The following is an 18,828-nucleotide window of genomic DNA, read 5'->3' as shown; positions in this document are numbered from 1 at the left end:
ACCACGAACGCCTCGTCGCCGGATCCGCCATCAACACCCCGAGCACGGAGCAGGCATCAGCCCGCCCTCCAGCCCTTTGATTTTCCGGCCAGAGGCCCTGTTCTCATGCCCGCGGCCAGCTGCGATCACCCGATCGAGACTCCCGTTCGACGCACACCCCTCAAGATCGGAACGACAACAGCGTCTTACGCTGCGGCAGCAGCGGTTCAAGGCGGTCCCACAGCTCATCCGACACAATCCACGGTGACGTCCCCACACACCACCGAACGCTCAACTACTCCCACGGACACGGCCAGCAGGGTCGTTCTGCCTCATAGTGTTAGCTTGCGATTTATCCGGTGCGACGTGGCTTGGTGCCGACCTTGTGGTGGGCTGGTCTGCGGTAGGGCTCGCCGGTGGCCAGGAGCAGGCCCACGTCGTAGCGGTTCGCCGGCCGTCGGTTCTTCGAGCCGGGTGGGCGTCCAGGACCGGGCTGGGAGGGTTTCGGCACTGTGGCCGGCGTCGGCGCCTTCGCGTGCAGGTGCCGGAACCCTCGGCGGACCCGAGCGGGGGTGAGCTTGTTCGGTGCCAGCGGTCGTTCCCAGGGACGCCGCAGGTCCGTGGCTAGGGGGCGGGCGAGGCGGAGTTGGGTGTGGGCGGCGACCACGATCCAGGTCCAGCGGTCCGCCGCCTCGGGGTCGCGGAGTTTCGGCGCGGTCCAGCCGAGCGTCTGCTTGATCATTCTGAAGAAGTGCTCGATGCCGAACCTTCGCAGGAAAGCCTGCCAGGCCAGGTCTGACTCCGCCGGGCCGACTGTCGGTCGGGACCACCACAGCCACAAGGGCTTGGGGTCGCCGCCGCTGGGCAGGCGGTCGACCTGGAGGCGGATGACGGTGCCCTCGATGATGGGGAGTTTGCCGGGATGGTCCCGCCAGGCGGCGCGCTGCTGGAGTTCAGGGTGGAGCCGGTCCCAGCTCTGGGCATGGGCGGTGCCGTCGCGGGTGGTCTCCGCCTTCGTCTCCGCGTCCGGGGCGCCCCAGATGCTGGCGTCCTTGAAGATGAACTCGCTGCCGTGCTTGGGCGGCCGGCCCCCGGCCGGGTTGGCCAGGGCGAACTCCGCGCGGATCGGTGCCGGGCGGCGCATCACCCGGTCCGAGCGCAGGCGTCCCAGGATCTCGACGGGCAGGTCGCGCAGGAGGTAGGACAAGCGCATCACGTCGTAGCCGGCGTCGGTCACGATGCACACCGCGGGGTCGCCCGGGTGCCACTGGCCTGCGGCGATCAGGCGCTCGACCAGGTCCCGCAGCTGCGAGGCAGTGACCGCGGCGAGGTCGTCGCCCGGCCGCAGCCGGACGGCGTCCAGCGGGGCGACCCACGAGGTCCGGCCCGATTCCAGGGCGACGACCCAGGAGTAGGGCCAACCCGGGATCATGAGGTGCCGGTTCTCGCCGCGGCCATAAGTGTGGCAGAACGAGCGGGCATCACTGGTGGCGGCGTCCGGCCTCAGCCAGGGCGACACGTCCACCGCGAGCACCAGGCGGCCGTCGGCGGCGCGCGGCAGAGGCAGGCCAGCCAACTCGGTCCGCAGCCGACCGACGTCCAGCTGGCCCCGGTTCAGCGCGCCGTACAGGGCGCCGTGGCCGCGACGGTATTCGGGGGCGAGCGCCAGGTCCACCAGGGTCTTCACCGGCCCGTCGGTGCACAGTACCGCGTCGGTGAGCTCGAACAGTGCGTCGCGTCGCCCGGTCAGGCAGTCGTAGAAGACCCACCGGAAGCGGGACAGTTCCGCGAACGGCTCGCACTGTCCGCTCTGGTTCATCAGACTCACCATCACGGCCTTCGCGTAAAGTCCTGTCCCTCTTGGTCGAGTTCAGGATCATGCGAAGGCCGCATCTTCGTCCCGGAAACACCCGGACGAGTGATCATCGGGTCCGCCGAACGTGCTCCCGCCGTCAGGATCGCGGGGACCACGGGTCGTTGCACTCTGTCGGATCAGGCTGTTCGGGGTGGAGCATCTCTCGGACGCATCGCCGCAGTCCCGTCTCGCTGGATCCGCCTGCGGCGGCCATCCAGGGCAGGTCGTCCATGACGTGGGCACGCTCGTCGGTGGCGAGGTCGTCGACGGCTGCGCGCAGGTCGTCAGGGGCGGGTTCGTCAGTGAGGCAGAGCCAGCCGATCGCTGCGGCCAGGCGGGCCTCGGACGCTTGTGTTCCGTCCCGCCAGCACTCTCGCATCCATACCGTGGTCGGCGGGTGGGGGTGGGTCCGGGTGACTTCGGCGGTGGCGAGAACCAGGGCAGCGCGGACAATCGGGTCCTGCTCGGCGTCGAGTCGGGTGCGAAAGGCGGCACGGACCGCGCGGTCGAGGTCAGTGGCGGTGGCCAGTGCGTAGGCGGCGCTGATCCGGATCGCGGGGTCGGGGTCGTGCAGAAGAGGCTTCAGGAGGACAGCGTCGGCGGTGATCGCGGCCCGGGCGGCGGCAACCGACCAGCCCGCCGGGTAGCCGGTCACCTCAACGCCGTAGTCGTCGTAGAGCTCGTCGTATTTGGGATCGGCGCGGTGGAGCAGCAGTTCGCCGCGGGAGGCGACGCCGAAGTAGCGGGCGCGAGCCGGGGAGGGGACTTCAGCGAGCGCGTCAGCACGGTAAGGGTGGCGGGTATCGGCAGCGATCCGGGTCAGGAACGGCACGGCAAGCACGGCGGCCGCCCGCATGTCGTTGGCGCACATGCCGCTCACAACACCCGTTCCGGTGCGAACGGGCGAGCCGCCGGTGTGGAGCACGTGAATGGCCTCCCTGACGTGATCCCCCTGCGGGAACCTCTCCCAGGAGACTTCGCCGAGCAGGAATCCGTCCTTGACCTCGGGCCGCATAGCGGCCACCACCGCACGCACATCGAACGCCCCGCCCACGAACGAGGACAGGTCTGCCCCGTCCGTCAACGCCCGGCACATCGCGAACGTTGGATCGGTCCGCCACCCGCCCACATCACATCACCCCACCCCTGAGCCTGATCGAAGTAGATCACGCCCGAGCGGACCGACATCGCTGTCGAGGCACTTCCCTTGCACCGTAGGTGTGAACGCGAGGCTGGAGTTTCCCCAGGCAGGCCGCGCGGATGCGTGATCGTAAGGCTCGCCTGCTCGAAGCCGGACGTTAAACGACAAGGTTAGTCCTTGTTAGAGGGGCCCCCGTCCAGCGTGCTGCGGAGCGCGAGTGCCGCGTGCGTGGCCCGTTCGCTCAAGATCCGGTCGCGCACCTCGCGGTCCCCTACAGTCGCAGGGCGGGGATGTCGAGAGCTTCCAGGACAGCCCGCACCACGTCACGCACGGCGCTCGAGGGAACAGCCTCTTCGGGGGTGTTGTAGGAACCCTCCATACTGATCCACTGGCCCTTGCGTCTCTCACATGACTCTCACCGAATCGGCGGCCGGGTGCGGATTTGGGGCCTCTGACCTGGCCTTCCGTGCTCTCTATTAGACCCTACGGACTGGGGTGGTCATGTTACATACCCCACACGTCGAACTGACAGGGTTGTGCAAACTCTCCTTGGCCCGGAGCAGCCTCGTAGTACAGGATCGGCTCTCATGGACCTGCTGAACACGCTGGTGGACAAGGGGCTTCGGCGCGAGCTGCCGACCCGCGAGGAAGCGCTCGCCGTACTGGCGACCTCCGACGACGACGTGCTCGACGTGGTGGCCGCGGCCGGCAAGGTGCGCCGGCACTGGTTCGGCCGGCGCGTGAAACTCAACTACCTGGTCAACCTCAAGTCGGGCCTGTGCCCCGAGGACTGCTCCTACTGCTCGCAGCGGCTGGGCTCCTCCACCGGGATCCTGAAGTACAGCTGGCTGAAACCCGACGAGGCCTCGAAGGCGGCCGCCGCGGGCCTGGCCGGGGGCGCCAAGCGGGTCTGCCTGGTGGCCAGCGGACGCGGTCCGACCGACCGGGACGTGGACCGGGTCGCGGGCACCATCAAGGCCATCAAGGAGCAGAACGAGGGCGTCGAGGTGTGCGCCTGCCTCGGCCTGCTCTCCGACGGCCAGGCGGAGCGGCTGCGCGCGGCGGGCGCGGACGCCTACAACCACAACCTCAACACGTCCGAGGGGACGTACGGGGACATCACGACCACCCACACGTACGCCGACCGGGTGGACACGGTCAACAAGGCGCACGCTGCGGGCCTGTCGGCCTGCTCCGGTCTGATCGCCGGCATGGGCGAGAGCGACGGGGACCTGGTCGACGTCGTCTTCTCGCTGCGCGAGCTGGACCCTGACTCCGTTCCGGTGAACTTCCTGATCCCGGTCGAGGGCACCCCGCTGGCCAAGGAGTGGAACCTCACCCCGCAGCGCTGCCTGCGCATCCTGGCGATGGTGCGGTTCGTCTGCCCCGACGTGGAGGTCCGGATCGCGGGCGGCCGCGAGGTCCATCTGCGCACGATGCAGCCGCTCGCGCTGCACCTGGCCAACTCGATCTTCCTCGGCGACTACCTGACCACCGAGGGCCAGGCGGGCCAGGCCGACCTGGAGATGATCGCGGACGCCGGTTTCGTGGTGGAGGGCGCCGACGAGGTGACGCTGCCGCAGCACCGGGCCGAGGTCCAGGCCGCCGGATGCGGGTCGCACGCGGCGGAGGGCGCGGGCTGCGCGTCGCACGCGGGCGAGGGTGCCGGGTGCGGGTCGGTGTGCGGCTCCCACGACGGTGCGCCCGAGGCTGTCGCCGTCGCCGCCAACGAACCGCGCACCGACCTGGTCGCCGTCCGCCGCCGGGGTGCCGGTACGGATCTCGCGCCCAATGCCTGAGCCCGGCCTCGGCGTCCCCGAGCTGCTGGAGCTCGACCGCCGGCACGTCTGGCATCCGTACGGCCCGATGCCCGGCCGGGCCGAACCGCTCGTCGTGGAGTCGGCGAGCGGGGTCCGGCTGCGGCTCGCGGACGGCTCCGGCGAGCTGGTCGACGGGATGTCGTCGTGGTGGTCGGCGATCCACGGCTACAACCACCCGGTGCTCAACGAGGCCGCGCACGACCAGCTCGGCAGGATGAGCCATGTGATGTTCGGCGGGCTCACCCACGAGCCCGCCGTCCGGCTGGCGAAGCTCCTCGTCGACATCACACCGGCCGGGCTGGAGCACGTCTTCCTCGCCGACTCGGGATCGGTGTCGGTCGAGGTCGCGGTGAAGATGTGCCTGCAGTACTGGCGCTCCCTCGGCCGCCCCGCCAAGCAGCGCCTGCTGACCTGGCGCGGCGGCTACCACGGCGACACCTGGCAGCCCATGTCCGTCTGCGACCCCGAGGGGGGCATGCACGAGCTCTGGTCCGGGGTATTGCCCCGCCAGGTGTTCGCGGACGCCCCGCCGACCGAGTACGACGAGTCGTACGCCGAGCACCTGCGTTCGATGATCGAACGGCACGCGCACGAGCTGGCCGCGGTGATCGTGGAGCCGGTGGTGCAGGGCGCCGGCGGGATGCGCTTCCACTCCGCCGCCTACCTGCGGGTGCTGCGCGAGGCGTGCGACGCGCACGACGTGCTGCTGGTGTTCGACGAGATCGCGACCGGCTTCGGGCGCACCGGCGCGCTGTTCGCGGCGGACCACGCGGCCGTCACCCCGGACGTGATGTGCGTCGGCAAGGCGCTGACCGGCGGTTACCTGACGATGGCGGCGACCCTGTGCACGCCTGAGGTGGCTGCGGGGATCTCGCGGGGCGAGGTGCCGGTGCTGGCGCACGGGCCGACGTTCATGGGCAACCCGCTGGCGGCCGCGGTCGCCTGTGCCTCGCTGGGGCTGCTGCTCGGCCAGGACTGGCTCGCGGAGGTCAAGCGGATCGAGGCGGGGCTGCGGGAGGGCCTGGCGCCGGCCCGGGAGTCCGCCGGGGTCCGGGACGTCCGGGTGCTCGGCGCCATCGGGGTGGTCCAGCTGGACCACGAGGTCGACATGAAGGCCGCCACGGCCGCCGCGGCGCGCGAGGGCGTGTGGCTGCGGCCGTTCCGCGACCTCGTGTACACGATGCCGCCGTACGTCACGGGTGACGCGGACGTGGCACGGATCGCGCGCGCGGTGTGCGCCGCCGCACGGGAGGGATGAGCATGCCGATCCTGGTGATCACGGGGACGGGCACGGAGGTCGGCAAGACGGTCACCACGGCCGCGGTGGCCGCCGCCGCGGTCGCGGCGGGCCGCTCGGTGGCCGTCCTGAAGGCCGCGCAGACGGGGGTACGACCCGACGAGCGCGGGGACGCCGACGAGGTCGCCCGGCTCGTGGGTGCCGTGACGGCGGCCGAAGTCGCGCGTTTCCCGGAGCCGTTGGCGCCGGGCACGGCGGCCCGCAGGGCGGGGATGCCGCCCGTGCGGCCGCAGGACGTGGCCGAGGCCGCCGCCAAGCTGGCCACCGAGCACGAGCTGGTGCTGGTCGAGGGCGCGGGCGGGCTGCTCGTCCGGTTCGACGCGGCGGGCGGCACGCTGGCGGACGCGGCCCGGCTGCTGAACGCGCCGGTGCTGGTGGTGGCGTCGGCCGGGCTCGGCACGCTGAACACCACCGAACTGACAGCCCGTGAACTTCGGTCCCGGGACCTGGAGTTGCTGGGCGTGGTGATCGGCAGCTGGCCCGACTCCCCCGATCTGGCGTCGCGGTGCAACGTCGCCGACCTGCCGGAGGTGGCCGGAGCACCGCTGCTCGGCGCGCTGCCCGCCGGGGCGGGGGCGCTGGCCCCCGCCGACTTCCGTGCGGTGGCGCCGAGTTGGCTGTCGGCCCGGCTGGACGGCACCTGGGACGCGGAGGCGTTCCGGGTGCGGGAGGCGCCGTAGGCCGTCGGTCGGGTGCGGCTGCGTGGGGGCTGGTCGCGCAGTTCCCCGCGCCCCCTTGGGGGGCGCGTCGCCCCCCTATCTTTTAGGGGCGCGGGGAACTGCGCGACCAGCCACGACGGCGCCGCACCCGACCACGCAGCCGCTCCCTAGGGCGACTCGCCGAGCAGTCGTACCAGTTCGATCCGGGACCGGATCCCCAACCGGCTGAAGACCCCCCGCAGATGGTGGTCGATGGTGCGCGGGCTCAGGTTGAGGCGGTCGGCGATCTCGCGGTTGGTGGCGCCCTCGGCGGCCATCCGGGCGACCATCAGCTGCTGGGCGGTGAGCACGGAGGCCGGGTCGGGCGCATCGGTGACAGGTGTCAACGCCGTGCCGAGGGCCCGGAGTTCGGCGCGGACCTGGGCGGCGCAGTGCGGGGCGCCGAAGGACTCGAAGGCCTCCAGGGCGCTGTGCAGCCGGTCGCGGGCCTCGGTGCGCTGCCGGAGCCGGCGCAGCGCACCGCCGAACAGCAGCTCGGTGCGGGCGCGTTCGAAGTCCCGGGTGCCCCGGGCGTGCAGGTCCAGTGCGGAGCGGTAGTGCTGGACCGCCTCGGCACCGGGGGCGAGCAGGGCCCGGCAGCGGGCGCTGAGCGCGAGGTCGTCGGGGCTGCGGACGGCGGTCGCCCAGCGGTCGTAGTCGGCGTGCGCGGCGCGGGCGACCCGGGTGTCCCCGGTGCGGACGGCCGCCTCTACGTAGTGCGGGGTGGCCAGGTGCCGGATGGCCCGGTGGCCGTGTCCGGGGCCGAACCCGGCGAGCGCGCGCAGCCGGGCGGCGGCCGCCGGGAAACGGCCGCCCGCCAGGTCGAGGAAGGCGAGTGCCCACTGGGCGAGGGCGGCGGGCAGGCCCAGTCCATGCGCCAGGGCGTGCGAGCGGGCCGCCGCCGCGCGCGCCCGGCAGGCCTCCTCGTCGCCGGTGACGGCGGCGAACATGGCGAGTGCGGCCTGCAGATGGCAGGCCCCGTTGTCCTGTCCGGTGGCGTACGCCTGGCGCAGGGCCTCCTGGGCGGCTGCCTCGGCGGCCCGGGGGCGGCCGGTCCAGAAGTCGGCGTAGGCGCGGAACTCCATGGCCTGGGCGACCGTCCCGGGGATGCCGCGCGACCGGGCGGAGGCGGCGGCCCGCAGGGTGGCGGTGACGGCCCGGGTGTGGTCGCCGAGCAGCAGCGCGGCGATGCCGGAGTGGATCAGCAGACCGGGGTCGCCGCCGGGCCCGCAGCGGCCCGCGGTGCCCTTGAGGAGGACGCGGGCGTCGGCGTAGCGGCCCTCGACGGCGCAGGCGAGGGCGGCGAGGATGCCGGACGGCGGGAGGTCAAGCCACTGGGCGAGGACATGGGCCTCGCGGCAGCGTCTCAGGTCACCGGTGTAGACGGCGGCCTCGGTGGCGAGGGCGAGGAGTTCCACGGCATCGGCGGAACGTTCCTGCCTGACGGCGGCGGTGAGCAGGGCGTCGAAGGCCTCGGCGGCGTGGCCTGTCCTGAGGGCGAGGACGCCGTTGAGGGCGGAGTTGTCCGTGCGGGCGGCGAGCCGTCTCGCCCGGTCGGGCTCTCCGGAGCGCCAGGCGTCGGCGGCGGCCAGGGCGAGCAGCCGACCCTCCTCGGCCGGGTCGGGGCAGAGGTCGGCGGCGCGTTCGGCGAGGGCGCGGGCCAGGGCGGGTCGCCCTTCGGAGCGGGCCCGGTCGGCGGCGGTGCGCAGTTCCGCCGCGAGCCGGGCGCTGGGGCCGAGGGCGGCGGCGCCCCGGTGCCAGGAGCGGCGGGCCGTCTCGGCCTTGCCGCCGAGGACCCGGGCGAGCAGCAGATGGGCCGCGCGCCGGTCGGCCGGTGAGCCGGTCTCGTAGGCGGCGATCCGGGTCCAGGGGTCCCGGAAGAACACCCCGCCGGCGCTGGCGTGGGCGACCCCGGCCGCCTCGGCGGTCTCCAGCGGGCGGGTGTCGAGCCGGCCGGCGGTGACCGCGCGCAGGAAGGCGTGGGTGGCGACCGGGTACTGGTCGGCGGCGGCGAGCAGCAACAGCAGCCGGGTCTCGTCGGGCAGGGCGCGGATCTCCCGGCGCAGGGCGTGGAGCAACCCCGGTGCCAGTTCGGCCGGTTCGACCGGCAGCGGGTCGGTGCCGGCCGCCTGCCGTTCGGTGAGACGCGGCACGAGTTCGGCCACGGCGCGCTGGTCCTCGTATACGACTCGTGTCACCCGGACGCGGACTCCCTCGGGGAGCGCCGGAGCCGGGCATGGCCCCGCGTCGGTCGGCTGCGGTGGCGAAGTGCGGTCAAGGTGTGGGGGGTTCACCGGTATCACCACACGAAAGACGTTACTGGCGAGTTAGTTGATTCGTAAAGACTGGCGACTTCACCGATGCGCCGCGCGTAGACCCGTCCTGACACTCCTGAACAACCCCACCCGTTTCAGGAGGCATCATGCAACGCGCCAAGCGTCGCATCGCAACCGCTCTGTCGGCGATAGCCGGTTCGCTCCTTCTGTCCCTCCCCCTGAGTGCCGGCACCGCGCACGCGGCGAGCCACGACCCGATCGTGTTCGTACACGGTCTGAGCAGCGACTCCAGCAGCTGGGACGACTGGATCGCGGACTTCGAGGCGGACGGCTACTCGTCCTCCGAGCTGTACGCGATCTCGTACGACTGGACGAAGTCGAACGTCACCACCGCCTCGACGCTGTCCACCTACATCCAGTCCGTCCTCTCCAAGACCGGCGCCTCCAAGGTCGACCTGGTGGTGCACTCCATGGGTGCGCTCAACAGCCGCTACTACCTGAAGAACCTCGGCGGGACCTCGTACGTGGACCACTTCGTGTCGGTCGCCGGGGTGAACCACGGCACCAGCGTCGCCTCGCTGTGCGGGTGGCTGTACACGTCCTGCAAGGAGATGACGACCGGCAGCTCCTTCCTGACCGCCCTGAACTCCGGCGACGAGACGCCCGGCAGCGTCTCGTACGCGGCGTACTGGTCGGACTGCGACGCGGCGATCGACCCGGACACCTCGGCGGAGCTGAGCGGGGCGACCAACGTCGACGTCGGCTGCATCTCGCACACCGACATGAACAACGACTACGGCGTCTACGAGCAGGTGCGCGACTTCATCGGCTGAGCCGTCCGCGGCAGCGGGGGTGCGACGGGCCGCAACGGGGGACAATCACCGTAGACCTGCTTCCGTCGGGAGGTCCGTCATGCGGCTGTTGTCCGCCGGCGCCGGGACACCGGTGCGGGATCCCGTCCACCACCCGCTCTTCGCGCGTTTCTACGCCCGCTGCAGCGTCACCGCCGAGACCGGTCTCGGGATGGCTGCGATCCGGGAGCGGCTGCTCTCCGGGCTGTCCGGGCGGGTGATCGAGATCGGGGCGGGCAACGGGCTGAACTTCGCCCGCTACCCCGTCTCGGTCGCGGAGGTCGTGGCGATCGAACCGGAGCGCACCCTGCGGCAGTTGGCGGCGGAGGCCGCCGTGCGCGCCGACGTCCCGGTGGACGTGGTGCCGGGTACGGCGGAGGCGCTGCCGGTGAAGAGCGAGGCCTTCGACGCGGCGGTGTGCTCGCTGGTGCTGTGCAGCGTCCGGGATGTGCAGCGGGCGCTCGCGGAGGTGCGGCGGGTGCTGCGGCCGGGCGGTGAGCTGCGGTTCTTCGAGCACGGCGCGGGCGGTGGCCGGGCGATGCGGTTCAGCCAGCGGGCCCTGGACCGGACGGTGTGGCCGCTGCTGGTCGGCGGCTGCCATCTGTCCCGGGAGCCGGTCGCCGAACTGCGCGCGGCCGGGTTCGAGCTCGGCCCGTACCGCCGGGTGTTCCTGCCGGAGAACGGCCCCCGGCTGCCCTCCTCGTACTGTGCGCTGGGCGTCGCGCGCAAGCCTCCGGAAGTCTGAGCCGGGTCTCGGCCGGACCGGTCACAGGCTCCAGCGGCGCAGTTCCTCGGCGATGTCGGCGACGCTCGCCTCGCCGTTCTTCACCAGCCGGGCCAGGTCGCGGACCTGCTCGGGCGAGGTGACGACCTTGAGGCCGCTGGCGACCAGGTAGGCGTAGGCGACCGAGGACGCGAACAGGGCGTTCGAGCGCTCCAGGGCCGGGACGTGGATCAGCAGCTGGAGCAGGGCCGCGGCGCGGGCCTGCGGGGTGTCGTAGACGGGGACGTCGAATATCTCGGCCCCGTGCCTGGCGACGGCGGCGATCAGCGCACCCCAGTCGGTGACCTGCGGGTCACCGGGGGTCTTCTGTTCGGCGAGCATGAGGAGCCAGGCGAGATCGATCGTCAGGTCGCTCAAGGGATCAGTGACGGCCTTCGGTCTTGTCAGACGTGTCGGTACCGCGCGTCTCACCGAACTCCTCGGCGAAGACGGACTCGTACTGCTTCATGAAATCGGCGGCGGCCTCGACGAACGTCCGGCCGGCCTCACCCGTGTCCTGCATGACCAGTTCCTCTATGTAGCGGTTGACGCTCACACCGCGCGCGAGAGCGCGTTCGCGGGCCGCCCTGGCGGTGCCCTCGTCCACGCGCACGTTCAGCTGGGTCTTCGCCATACCTCGAAGCTAGCGCGGATGCGCTAGCAATGCCAGCGCGCATCGGAATCGAAAAGTGATACCGGCTGTGGGACGGGTCACACTACGCTCGACCCGGGCAGAGACCCGGACAAAGAGGTCGGGTGACGGTCGCGTGACACGGGGAGGCAGTCTTGTCCACAGCAGCTGCGGAGGCGCCCGCCGCCGACGGGGTCGCGGCCCGTGCGCGCGGGCTGACCAAGGCGTACGGAGCGGGTGAGACGGCGGTGCTCGCCCTGGACTCGGTGGACGTGGACATCGCACGCGGCCGCTTCACCGCGGTCATGGGGCCCTCGGGCTCCGGCAAGTCCACGTTGATGCACTGCCTGGCCGGGCTGGACACCGTGTCGGCCGGTCAGGTCTGGCTCGGCGGCACCGAGATAACGGGCCTCAGGGAGCGCGAGCTGACGCGGCTGCGCCGGGACCGGATCGGGTTCATGTTCCAGTCGTTCAACCTGATCCCGACGCTGAACGCGGCCGAGAACATCACCCTGCCCATGGACATCGCGGGCAAGAAGCCCGACGAGAAGTGGCTGGACCAGGTCGTCGACACGCTCGGGCTGCGGGACCGCCTCAAGCACCGGCCCGCGCAGCTCTCCGGCGGCCAGCAGCAGCGCGTGGCCTGCGCGCGGGCGCTGGCCTCCCGCCCGGAGCTGATCTTCGCCGACGAGCCGACCGGGAACCTGGACTCGCGGGCAGGCCTGGAGGTGCTGGGATTCCTGCGGGACGCGGTGGACCAGCTCGGCCAGACGGTCGTCATGGTGACCCACGACCCGGGCGCCGCCGCCCACTCCGACCTGGTGCTCTTCCTCGCGGACGGCAGGATCGTGGACCGGATGGAAGGGCCGACGGCGGAGGCCGTGCTGGAACGGATGAAGCGGTTCGACGTGGGACGCGGGTCCACGGGGACCGACGTGGGCGACGGGTCCACGGGACGCGGGGAGGACTGACCCGGTGCTCAGGGCAACCCTGCGGAGCTTCCTGGCCCACAAGGGACGGCTGCTGCTGTCCGCGCTGGCCATCGTCCTGTCCGTGGCGTTCGTCGCGGGCAGCCTGATCTTCTCCGACACCGTCACCCGCACCTTCGACCGGCTGTTCGCCTCCACCTCCGCCGACGTGACGGTGGAGCCGAAGCAGGACCTCAAGTCGTCGGTGCCGACCGGTGCCGTCCAGACCGTGCCGGCCGCGCTGGCGGGCCAGGTGGCGAAGGTCGACGGGGTCGCGGGCACCCACGCCGACGTCTCGGTGCAGAACATCGTGGTGGTCGACAGCCACAACAAGTCGGTCGGCCCGACCACCGGCGCCCCGACCATCGCCACCGACTGGTACCTCACCCACCGCAGCCCCGTGAAGCTCACCTCGGGACACGTCCCGCGGGGCGCCGGCCAGGCACTGCTCGACGCGGACACCGCCGACAAGAAGCACGTCCGGATCGGCGACACGCTGACCGTGCAGGCCCAGCCCGGCACCTTCCAGGTGGAGATCGTCGGCATCGCCACCTTCACCACCACCAACCCGGGCGCGGCCCTGGTCTTCCTGGACCCGGCGGTGGCCGCGAAGGAGCTGCTGGGCTCCCCCGGCCGGGCCACCAGCATCTCGGTGGACGCCGCGCAGGGGGTGACGGACGCCCAGCTCAAGGCCCGTGTCGGCGCGGCGATCGGGACCGGCACGTACGACCTGAAGACCGCCGACGAGCAGGCGAAGTCGTCGGCCGCGGACCTCGGCGGCTTCCTCGACGTCATCAAGTACGTGATGCTGGGATTCGCCGGGATCGCCACCCTGGTGGGCGTCTTCCTCATCGTCAACACCTTCTCCATGCTGATCGCCCAGCGCACCCGGGAACTGGGCCTGCTGCGCGCCCTGGGCGCCGACCGGCGACAGGTACGTCGGTCCGTGCTCACCGAGGCGGTGCTGCTGGGTCTGGCCGGTTCGACGCTGGGCCTGGGCGCCGGGGTCGGGCTGGCGTTCGGGCTGATCAAGCTGATGAGCGCGTTCGGGATGAACCTCAAGGCCACCGAGATGGTCATCGGCTGGGGCACGCCGGTCGCCGCGTACGTCGTGGGCGTCGGTGTCACCTTCGTCGCCGCGTACCTGCCCGCCCGGCGCGCGGCCACGGTGTCCCCGATGGCGGCGCTCGCGGACGCCGAGATCGCCGGGGTGGGCAAGCCGCTCAGGACCCGGGCGGTCGTGGGCGGGATCGTCGGGGTGCTCGGGGCCGCGGCCCTGACCGGTTGCGCCACGGCGACCAAGACCGCCTCCGCCGCCTCGCTGCTCGGCCTCGGGGTCGTCCTGACCCTGGTCGCGACGGTCATCGCGGGCCCGCTGCTGGTCCGGCCGGTGATCCGGGTCCTCGGCGGGGCCTTCCCCGCCCTGTTCGGCCCGGTCGGCCGGATGAGCCAGCGCAACGCCCTGCGCAACCCGCGCCGTACCGGCGCCACGGCCGCCGCGCTCATGGTGGGGCTCGCCCTGGTCGGCGGGATGTCGGTGGCCAGCGCTTCGATGTCCAAGTCCTTCGACCAGCAGATCGACAAGACACTGGGCGCCGACTTCGTCGTCCAGAACAGCAACTTCCTGCCGTTCACCCGGGAGATCACCGACAAGGTGCGCGGCACCGAGGGCGTGGGGCTCGTCGTACGGCAGCGGTTCGCAGCCGTCGCGGTACGGCTGCCGGACGGCAAGCGGGTCACCACGACCGCCGCCGGGTACGACGCCCAGGTGGACGAGGTCGCCCATGTCGCCTACAAGAGCGGCGACACCGCGGCGGCGCTGGCCCCCGGCAGCCTCGGCATGGACGTCACCTTCGCCGAGGACCACAAGGTGCGGCTCGGCAGCGTGCTCCCGGTCGAGTTCCAGGGCGGCAAACGGGCCGAGATGAAGGTGGGCGCCCTCACCGACCAGGACAGCGGCAGCGGCTTCGGCACGCAGGGCGGGCTGTTCTTCGGCATCGCCACCGTGGAGAAGTACGTCCCCGGCGGCCAGGACTCGTCGCTGTACGTCAACCGGGCCCCTGGCACCGGCGCCGACCAGCTGCGCTCGCGGCTGGAGCAGACGCTGGCGCCGTACCCGCAGGTGCAGGTGCGCGACCAGGCCGACTACAAGAAGCTGGTGCACGACCAGATCGCCGTACTGCTCTACCTGGTGTACGCGCTGCTCGGGCTCGCGATCGTGATCGCGGTGCTCGGAGTGGTCAACACGCTGGCGCTGTCGGTCGTGGAGCGCACCCGGGAGATCGGCCTGCTGCGCGCGATCGGGCTGGCGCGGCGGCAGTTGCGCCGGATGATCCGGCTGGAGTCGGTCGTGATCGCGGTGTTCGGCGCGGTGCTGGGGCTCGCGCTGGGCCTGGTGTGGGGCGTGTGCACCCAGCAGGTGCTGGCCCTCCAGGGCATGAAGGCCCTCGCCGTGCCGTGGGGCACGATCGTCGCGGTGGTGATCGGGTCGGCGGTGGTGGGCATCGTGGCCGCGCTGCTGCCGGCGTTGCGCGCGTCGCGGATGAACGTGCTGGCCGCCATCGCGCACGAATGACTCACGCCGTCCACCACCGAGGAGGGTTCATGCCGCGTCCGTTCCGCTTCGGGGTCAACCTGCTCACGCCCGCGTCGGCCGGCGACTGGCGGGCGAAGTGCAGACGGGCCGAGGAACTCGGCTACGACGTCATCCTCGTCCCCGACCACCTCGGCATGCCGGCGCCCTTCCCGGCGCTGGTCGCGGCGGCCGAGGCGACCGGCCGGCCGCGGCTCGGCACGTTCGTGCTCAACGCGGGCTTCTGGAACCCCGTGCTGCTGGCCCGTGAGGTGGCGACGACCGCCGCACTGACCGGCGGGCGTCTCGAACTCGGGCTCGGTACCGGCTATGTCCAGGCGGAGCACGACCGGGCCGGGCTGCCGTTCGGCTCGCCGCGCGAGCGGGTGGACCATCTGCGGCGCGCGGTCGAGGAGTTGCTGAAGTCGGACGCCGCCGGGGTGCCGCTGCTGATCGGCGGCAACGGCGACCGGATGCTGCGGCTGACCGCGGAGCACGCGGACATCGCGGCCTTCACCGGAGCCCGCCTGGTGCCGGGAAACACGGAGGGCCGTCTGGACCCGGTCACGGCCGGGGAACTGGACGAACGGGTCCGCCGTTACGGGGAGTTGGCTGCCTCACGGGCCGAACCCGCCGAACGGAACCTGCTCATCCAGATCGTGGCGGTCACCGACGACCCGGCGTCCGCGCTCGGCCCGCTGCTGGAGCGGCGCCCCGAGCTGACCCTTGAGCAGGCCCTCGCCCTGCCCACCGTCCTCGTCGGCACGCTGGAGGAGGTCGCCGGGCGGGTGCGAGAGCTGCGCGACCGGTACGGGATCTCGTATCTGACCGTCCTGGAGCCGTACATGGAGGCGTTCGCTCCGGTGGCGGCGGAGCTGGCCGAGCAGTCCGCATAGTGGAAATCGCCGACGGGCGGGGACGGCCGTGATGTGATCACCGTATGACCGACCTGCGCATACGGGCTGCGACGTCCGGAGACCTCGACGCCGTGCTCGCCTTCTGGAGGACGGCGGCCGAGGGCACCAGCATCAGCGACGACCGCGGTGGCGTGGACCGTCTCCTCGCCACCGACCCCGAGGCCCTGCTCCTCGCCGAGCTGGACGGTGAAGTCGTGGGCACGGTGATCGCCGGCTTCGACGGCTGGCGCTGCCACCTGTACCGGCTGGCGGTGCATCCCGGGCGGCGCCGCCGGGGCATCGGCTCGGCCCTGCTGGCGGCCGCCGACGAGCGCTTCGTACGGCTGGGCGGTCGGCGCGCGGACGCGATGGTGCTGGTCCGCAACGAAACCGCGCAACACGCCTGGCGAGCCGCCGGGTACCAGCCCCAGGAGCAGTGGCGGCGGTGGGTGAAGCCGCTGACGGACGACGGCCACTGACGTCACTTTGCCGATCCTTTACCATTGGGGGAGTCGCTGTTCCTCGATGAAAGGTGTGTGAGCGTCCGGCCATGGGCGAACCTCCCAGTCCTGTCCCCCGGCAACGCCGCGCGGTCCCGACCGCCCTGTCCGACCATGGGACGGAGGTGACCCGATGACCGAAGTGCTCCTCCTGCTGGTGGCGATCCTGCTGTCGCTCGCCTGCGGCGCCTTCGTCGCGGCCGAGTTCTCGCTGACCACGGTCGAGCGTGGCGAGCTGGAGCGTGCCGTGCAGCGCGGCGAGCGCGGCGCGGCCGGCGCCCTCAAGGCCGTACGGAACCTGACGTTCCAGCTGTCGGGGGCGCAGCTCGGCATCACGGTCACCAACCTGGTCGTCGGCATGCTCTCCGAGCCCTCGATCGCCAAGCTGCTGGCCGGCCCGCTGGAGGCGGTGGGGATCGGGGCGTCGGCGGCGAGTTCGCTGGCGCTGGTGATCGGTACCGCGCTGTCCACGGTGTTCCTGATGGTCGTCGGCGAACTGGTGCCGAAGAACTGGGCGATCTCCGCGCCGCTTGCCGTGGCCAAGCGGGTGGGCAACGCCCAGCGCTGGTTCAGCGCGGCCTTCCGGCCGTTCATCACACATCTGAACAACACGGCGAACCGGCTGGTACGACGCCTGGGCATCGAGCCCGCCGAGGAGCTGGCGTCCGCGCGCGGGCCGCAGGAGCTGGCCGCGCTGGCCCGGCACTCCGCCAAGCAGGGCGCGCTGGAGGCGGACACCGCGGAGCTGTTCGTGCGCACCCTCAACCTGGCCGATCTCACGGCCGAGAACGTGATGACCCCGCGCGTCCAGGTCGTCGCCCTGGAGATCCGGGCGACCTGCGAGGACGTGGCGAACGCGACCCGCGCGACCGGCCTGTCCCGTTTCCCGGTCTACCGGGACAGCCTGGACTCGGTCGTCGGCACCGCCCACATCAAGGACGTCCTGGCCATGCCGGCCGAGGAGCGGCCCCGGGTCCGGGTCGCCCAGATGATGCGCGAACCCCTGCTGGTCCCCGAGTCCCTCACCGTCGACCGCCTCCTGGACCGCCTCGGCGGCCGGCGCACCATGGCCGTCGTGATCGACGAGTACGGCGGTACGGCCGGGGTCGCCACCCTGGAGGACATCGTCGAGGAGGTCGTCGGCGAGGTCCGCGACGAGCACGACCCGCACGAGACGCCCGACCTCGCCCCCGCCGGCGCCGACGCGGCCGGCCGCACGCTCTACTCGGCGGACGGCGCGGCCCGCATGGACCAGCTCGCCCGCGTCGGCCTCAGGCCGCCCGAGGGACCGTACGAGACGCTGGCCGGGCTGGTCGCGGCCGAGCTGGGCCGGATACCGGAGACCGGGGACGGTGTCGAGGTCGCCGGCTGGCGGCTCGACGTGGTGGACGCGTCGGGGCGGCGGGCGGCCCGGGTGCTGCTGCACGCGCCGCTCGCCGACGGGACGACGGAGCAGGAGGGGCAGCGGTGACCGCCGTACAGTTGCTGATCGGATTCGCGACGCTGGTGGTGAACGCCTTCTTCGTCGGTGCCGAGTTCGCGCTGATCTCCGTGCGCCGCTCCCAGATCGAGCCGCACGCGGAGGCGGGCGACCGGCGGGCCAGGAGCGTGCTGTGGGGCCTGGAGCACGTGTCCGCGCTGCTGGCCGCCGCCCAGCTGGGCATCACGCTGTGCACACTGGTGCTCGGTGTGGTCGCGGAGCCCGCGATCGCGCATCTCCTGGAGCCGGTGTTCCACGCGGTCGGCGTGCCCACGAGCGCGGGCCACGTCGTGTCCTTCGTGATCGCGCTGTCCCTGGCGACCTACCTGCACATGCTGCTCGGCGAGATGGTGCCGAAGAACGTGGCGCTGGCCGAGCCGGTGCGCAGCGCCCTGCTCCTCGGCCCTCCCCTGGTCGCCCTGTCCCGGGCGCTGCGCCCGGTGATCTTCACCATCAACGCCTTCGCGAACGGCCTGCTCAAACTGCTCCGGGTGGAGACCAGGAACGAGGTCTCGGCCACCTTCACGGACACCCAGCTCGCCGAGATCGTCAAGGACGCCAGTGAGGCGGGCCTGATCGACGACCGGGCGCAGGAGCGGCTGCACGACGCCCTGGAGCTGGGCCGCCGGCCGGTGCGGGACGTGGTGGTACCGCTGGAACGCGTCGTCTACGCGCGCGTGGGCGTCACCCCGGAGGAACTGGAACGGCTGTCGGCCGAGTCGGGTTTCTCCCGCTTCCCGGTGGTGGACGAGGGGCGGCGGATCGTCGGCTACCTGCACGTCAAGGACGCGCTGGACGCCTCGCCCCGGGACGAGGCGTTCCGGCTGCGGGACATGCGGCCGATCGCGCGGGGGCGGGAGGACACCCCGCTGGACGACGTGCTCACCGCGATGCGCGGCAGCCGTACCCATCTGGCGGGCGTGCTCGGCGACGACGGGCGGCTGGCGGGGCTGGTGACCATGGAGGACGTGCTGCGGGAGCTGTTCGGGCAGCACGCGTAGGCCGCACCGGCGGAGGGGGCGCCGCCGGGGGTGACCGCAGGAAGGAGTGACCGCCGGAGGGAGTGACGGCTGGAGGGAGTGACCGACCGGCGGGTATGCG

16 protein-coding genes and 1 pseudogene are annotated in these 18,828 nt (G+C 72.1%); 11 read left to right on the top strand and 6 right to left on the bottom strand.

Annotation, left to right across the window (positions count from 1 at the left end; all coding sequences use genetic code 11):
* Positions 1-184 precede the first annotated feature (184 nt).
* From ACIQVL_RS38975 to ACIQVL_RS38965, 3 genes and pseudogenes are all read right to left on the bottom strand, one after another.
* Positions 185-274, bottom strand: a pseudogene (locus ACIQVL_RS38975) (IS5/IS1182 family transposase); the annotation flags it as partial.
* A gap of 57 nt (positions 275-331) precedes the next feature.
* Positions 332-1,810, bottom strand: a complete 1,479-nt coding sequence (locus ACIQVL_RS38970) for an NF041680 family putative transposase (RefSeq protein WP_403477732.1) — start codon at positions 1,808-1,810, stop codon at positions 332-334.
* 121 nt (positions 1,811-1,931) lie between these two features.
* On the bottom strand, positions 1,932-2,888 hold the full coding sequence (locus tag ACIQVL_RS38965) for a HEAT repeat domain-containing protein (RefSeq protein ID WP_403477726.1): 957 nt from the start codon (positions 2,886-2,888) through the stop codon (positions 1,932-1,934).
* Positions 2,889-3,562: 674 nt separating this feature from the next.
* Between ACIQVL_RS38965 and bioB the strand changes: the two genes are divergently transcribed.
* Genes bioB through bioD form a run of 3 tightly spaced genes read left to right on the top strand, consistent with a single transcriptional unit; the run spans position 3,563 to position 6,772 of the window.
* Positions 3,563-4,774, top strand: coding sequence for a biotin synthase BioB (bioB, locus tag ACIQVL_RS38960; RefSeq protein ID WP_403432456.1), 1,212 nt, complete (start codon positions 3,563-3,565; stop codon positions 4,772-4,774).
* Positions 4,767-6,053 (top strand): adenosylmethionine--8-amino-7-oxononanoate transaminase, encoded by a 1,287-nt coding sequence (locus ACIQVL_RS38955; RefSeq protein ID WP_403477725.1) that lies wholly within the window; start codon positions 4,767-4,769, stop codon positions 6,051-6,053. Before bioB ends, ACIQVL_RS38955 begins: the two co-directional genes overlap by 8 nt.
* A gap of 2 nt (positions 6,054-6,055) precedes the next feature.
* Positions 6,056-6,772: a dethiobiotin synthase gene (gene bioD, locus ACIQVL_RS38950; RefSeq protein ID WP_403477731.1), complete on the top strand. Its 717-nt coding sequence runs from the start codon at positions 6,056-6,058 to the stop codon at positions 6,770-6,772.
* A gap of 146 nt (positions 6,773-6,918) precedes the next feature.
* Here bioD and ACIQVL_RS38945 read toward each other — a convergent pair whose 3' ends face one another.
* Positions 6,919-9,096 (bottom strand): LuxR C-terminal-related transcriptional regulator, encoded by a 2,178-nt coding sequence (locus ACIQVL_RS38945; protein WP_403477724.1) that lies wholly within the window; start codon positions 9,094-9,096, stop codon positions 6,919-6,921.
* A 116-nt stretch (positions 9,097-9,212) separates the two neighbouring features.
* Between ACIQVL_RS38945 and ACIQVL_RS38940 the strand changes: the two genes are divergently transcribed.
* Together ACIQVL_RS38940 and ACIQVL_RS38935 are read left to right on the top strand one after the other, a co-directional pair.
* Positions 9,213-9,899: a triacylglycerol lipase gene (locus tag ACIQVL_RS38940; protein WP_362585591.1), complete on the top strand. Its 687-nt coding sequence runs from the start codon at positions 9,213-9,215 to the stop codon at positions 9,897-9,899.
* Between the two features lie 79 nt (positions 9,900-9,978).
* The gene (locus ACIQVL_RS38935; protein ID WP_403477723.1) at positions 9,979-10,662 is read left to right on the top strand and encodes a class I SAM-dependent methyltransferase; all 684 of its coding nucleotides are present in this window, start codon (positions 9,979-9,981) and stop codon (positions 10,660-10,662) included.
* 21 nt (positions 10,663-10,683) lie between these two features.
* Here ACIQVL_RS38935 and ACIQVL_RS38930 read toward each other — a convergent pair whose 3' ends face one another.
* Positions 10,684-11,058, bottom strand: coding sequence for a fic family toxin-antitoxin system, toxin component (locus ACIQVL_RS38930; protein ID WP_403432447.1), 375 nt, complete (start codon positions 11,056-11,058; stop codon positions 10,684-10,686).
* A 4-nt stretch (positions 11,059-11,062) separates the two neighbouring features.
* A complete protein-coding gene (locus ACIQVL_RS38925; RefSeq protein WP_403432445.1) occupies positions 11,063-11,314 on the bottom strand; it encodes a toxin-antitoxin system HicB family antitoxin in 252 nt (83 codons plus the stop codon).
* A gap of 152 nt (positions 11,315-11,466) precedes the next feature.
* Between ACIQVL_RS38925 and ACIQVL_RS38920 the strand changes: the two genes are divergently transcribed.
* The 6 genes from ACIQVL_RS38920 (at position 11,467) to ACIQVL_RS38895 (ending at position 18,728) form a co-directional block, all read left to right on the top strand.
* Complete coding sequence (locus ACIQVL_RS38920) at positions 11,467-12,282, top strand: ABC transporter ATP-binding protein (RefSeq protein ID WP_403477722.1); 816 nt, start codon at positions 11,467-11,469, stop codon at positions 12,280-12,282.
* Between the two features lie 4 nt (positions 12,283-12,286).
* Positions 12,287-14,854 carry an ABC transporter permease gene (locus tag ACIQVL_RS38915; RefSeq protein WP_403477721.1) on the top strand — a complete coding sequence of 856 codons (2,568 nt, stop codon included), beginning with the start codon at positions 12,287-12,289 and terminating at the stop codon, positions 14,852-14,854.
* Positions 14,855-14,883: 29 nt separating this feature from the next.
* Positions 14,884-15,747, top strand: a complete 864-nt coding sequence (locus tag ACIQVL_RS38910) for an LLM class F420-dependent oxidoreductase (RefSeq protein WP_403477720.1) — start codon at positions 14,884-14,886, stop codon at positions 15,745-15,747.
* A 44-nt stretch (positions 15,748-15,791) separates the two neighbouring features.
* Positions 15,792-16,226, top strand: coding sequence for a GNAT family N-acetyltransferase (locus ACIQVL_RS38905; RefSeq protein ID WP_403477719.1), 435 nt, complete (start codon positions 15,792-15,794; stop codon positions 16,224-16,226).
* 154 nt (positions 16,227-16,380) lie between these two features.
* Positions 16,381-17,718 (top strand): hemolysin family protein, encoded by a 1,338-nt coding sequence (locus ACIQVL_RS38900; protein ID WP_403477718.1) that lies wholly within the window; start codon positions 16,381-16,383, stop codon positions 17,716-17,718.
* Positions 17,715-18,728 carry a hemolysin family protein gene (locus tag ACIQVL_RS38895; RefSeq protein ID WP_403477717.1) on the top strand — a complete coding sequence of 338 codons (1,014 nt, stop codon included), beginning with the start codon at positions 17,715-17,717 and terminating at the stop codon, positions 18,726-18,728. The genes ACIQVL_RS38900 and ACIQVL_RS38895 overlap by 4 nt, the downstream gene beginning before the upstream one ends.
* Positions 18,729-18,828 lie beyond the last annotated feature (100 nt).

It is taken from the genome of Streptomyces sp. NPDC090499, from assembly GCF_044769305.1.
Lineage (GTDB): Bacteria > Actinomycetota > Actinomycetes > Streptomycetales > Streptomycetaceae > Streptomyces.
This window is presented reverse-complemented; position numbering and strand designations above follow the sequence as displayed.

Coding starts and splice junctions, on each gene's coding strand:
- ACIQVL_RS38900 (WP_403477718.1), top strand. CDS start 16,381: ATGACCGAAGTGCTCCTCCTGCTGGTGGCGATCCTGCTGTCGCTCGCC.
- ACIQVL_RS38955 (WP_403477725.1), top strand. CDS start 4,767: ATGCCTGAGCCCGGCCTCGGCGTCCCCGAGCTGCTGGAGCTCGACCGC.
- ACIQVL_RS38940 (WP_362585591.1), top strand. CDS start 9,213: ATGCAACGCGCCAAGCGTCGCATCGCAACCGCTCTGTCGGCGATAGCC.
- bioD (WP_403477731.1), top strand. CDS start 6,056: ATGCCGATCCTGGTGATCACGGGGACGGGCACGGAGGTCGGCAAGACG.
- ACIQVL_RS38935 (WP_403477723.1), top strand. CDS start 9,979: ATGCGGCTGTTGTCCGCCGGCGCCGGGACACCGGTGCGGGATCCCGTC.
- ACIQVL_RS38925 (WP_403432445.1), bottom strand. CDS start 11,314: ATGGCGAAGACCCAGCTGAACGTGCGCGTGGACGAGGGCACCGCCAGG.
- ACIQVL_RS38970 (WP_403477732.1), bottom strand. CDS start 1,810: ATGGTGAGTCTGATGAACCAGAGCGGACAGTGCGAGCCGTTCGCGGAA.
- ACIQVL_RS38910 (WP_403477720.1), top strand. CDS start 14,884: ATGCCGCGTCCGTTCCGCTTCGGGGTCAACCTGCTCACGCCCGCGTCG.
- ACIQVL_RS38905 (WP_403477719.1), top strand. CDS start 15,792: ATGACCGACCTGCGCATACGGGCTGCGACGTCCGGAGACCTCGACGCC.
- bioB (WP_403432456.1), top strand. CDS start 3,563: ATGGACCTGCTGAACACGCTGGTGGACAAGGGGCTTCGGCGCGAGCTG.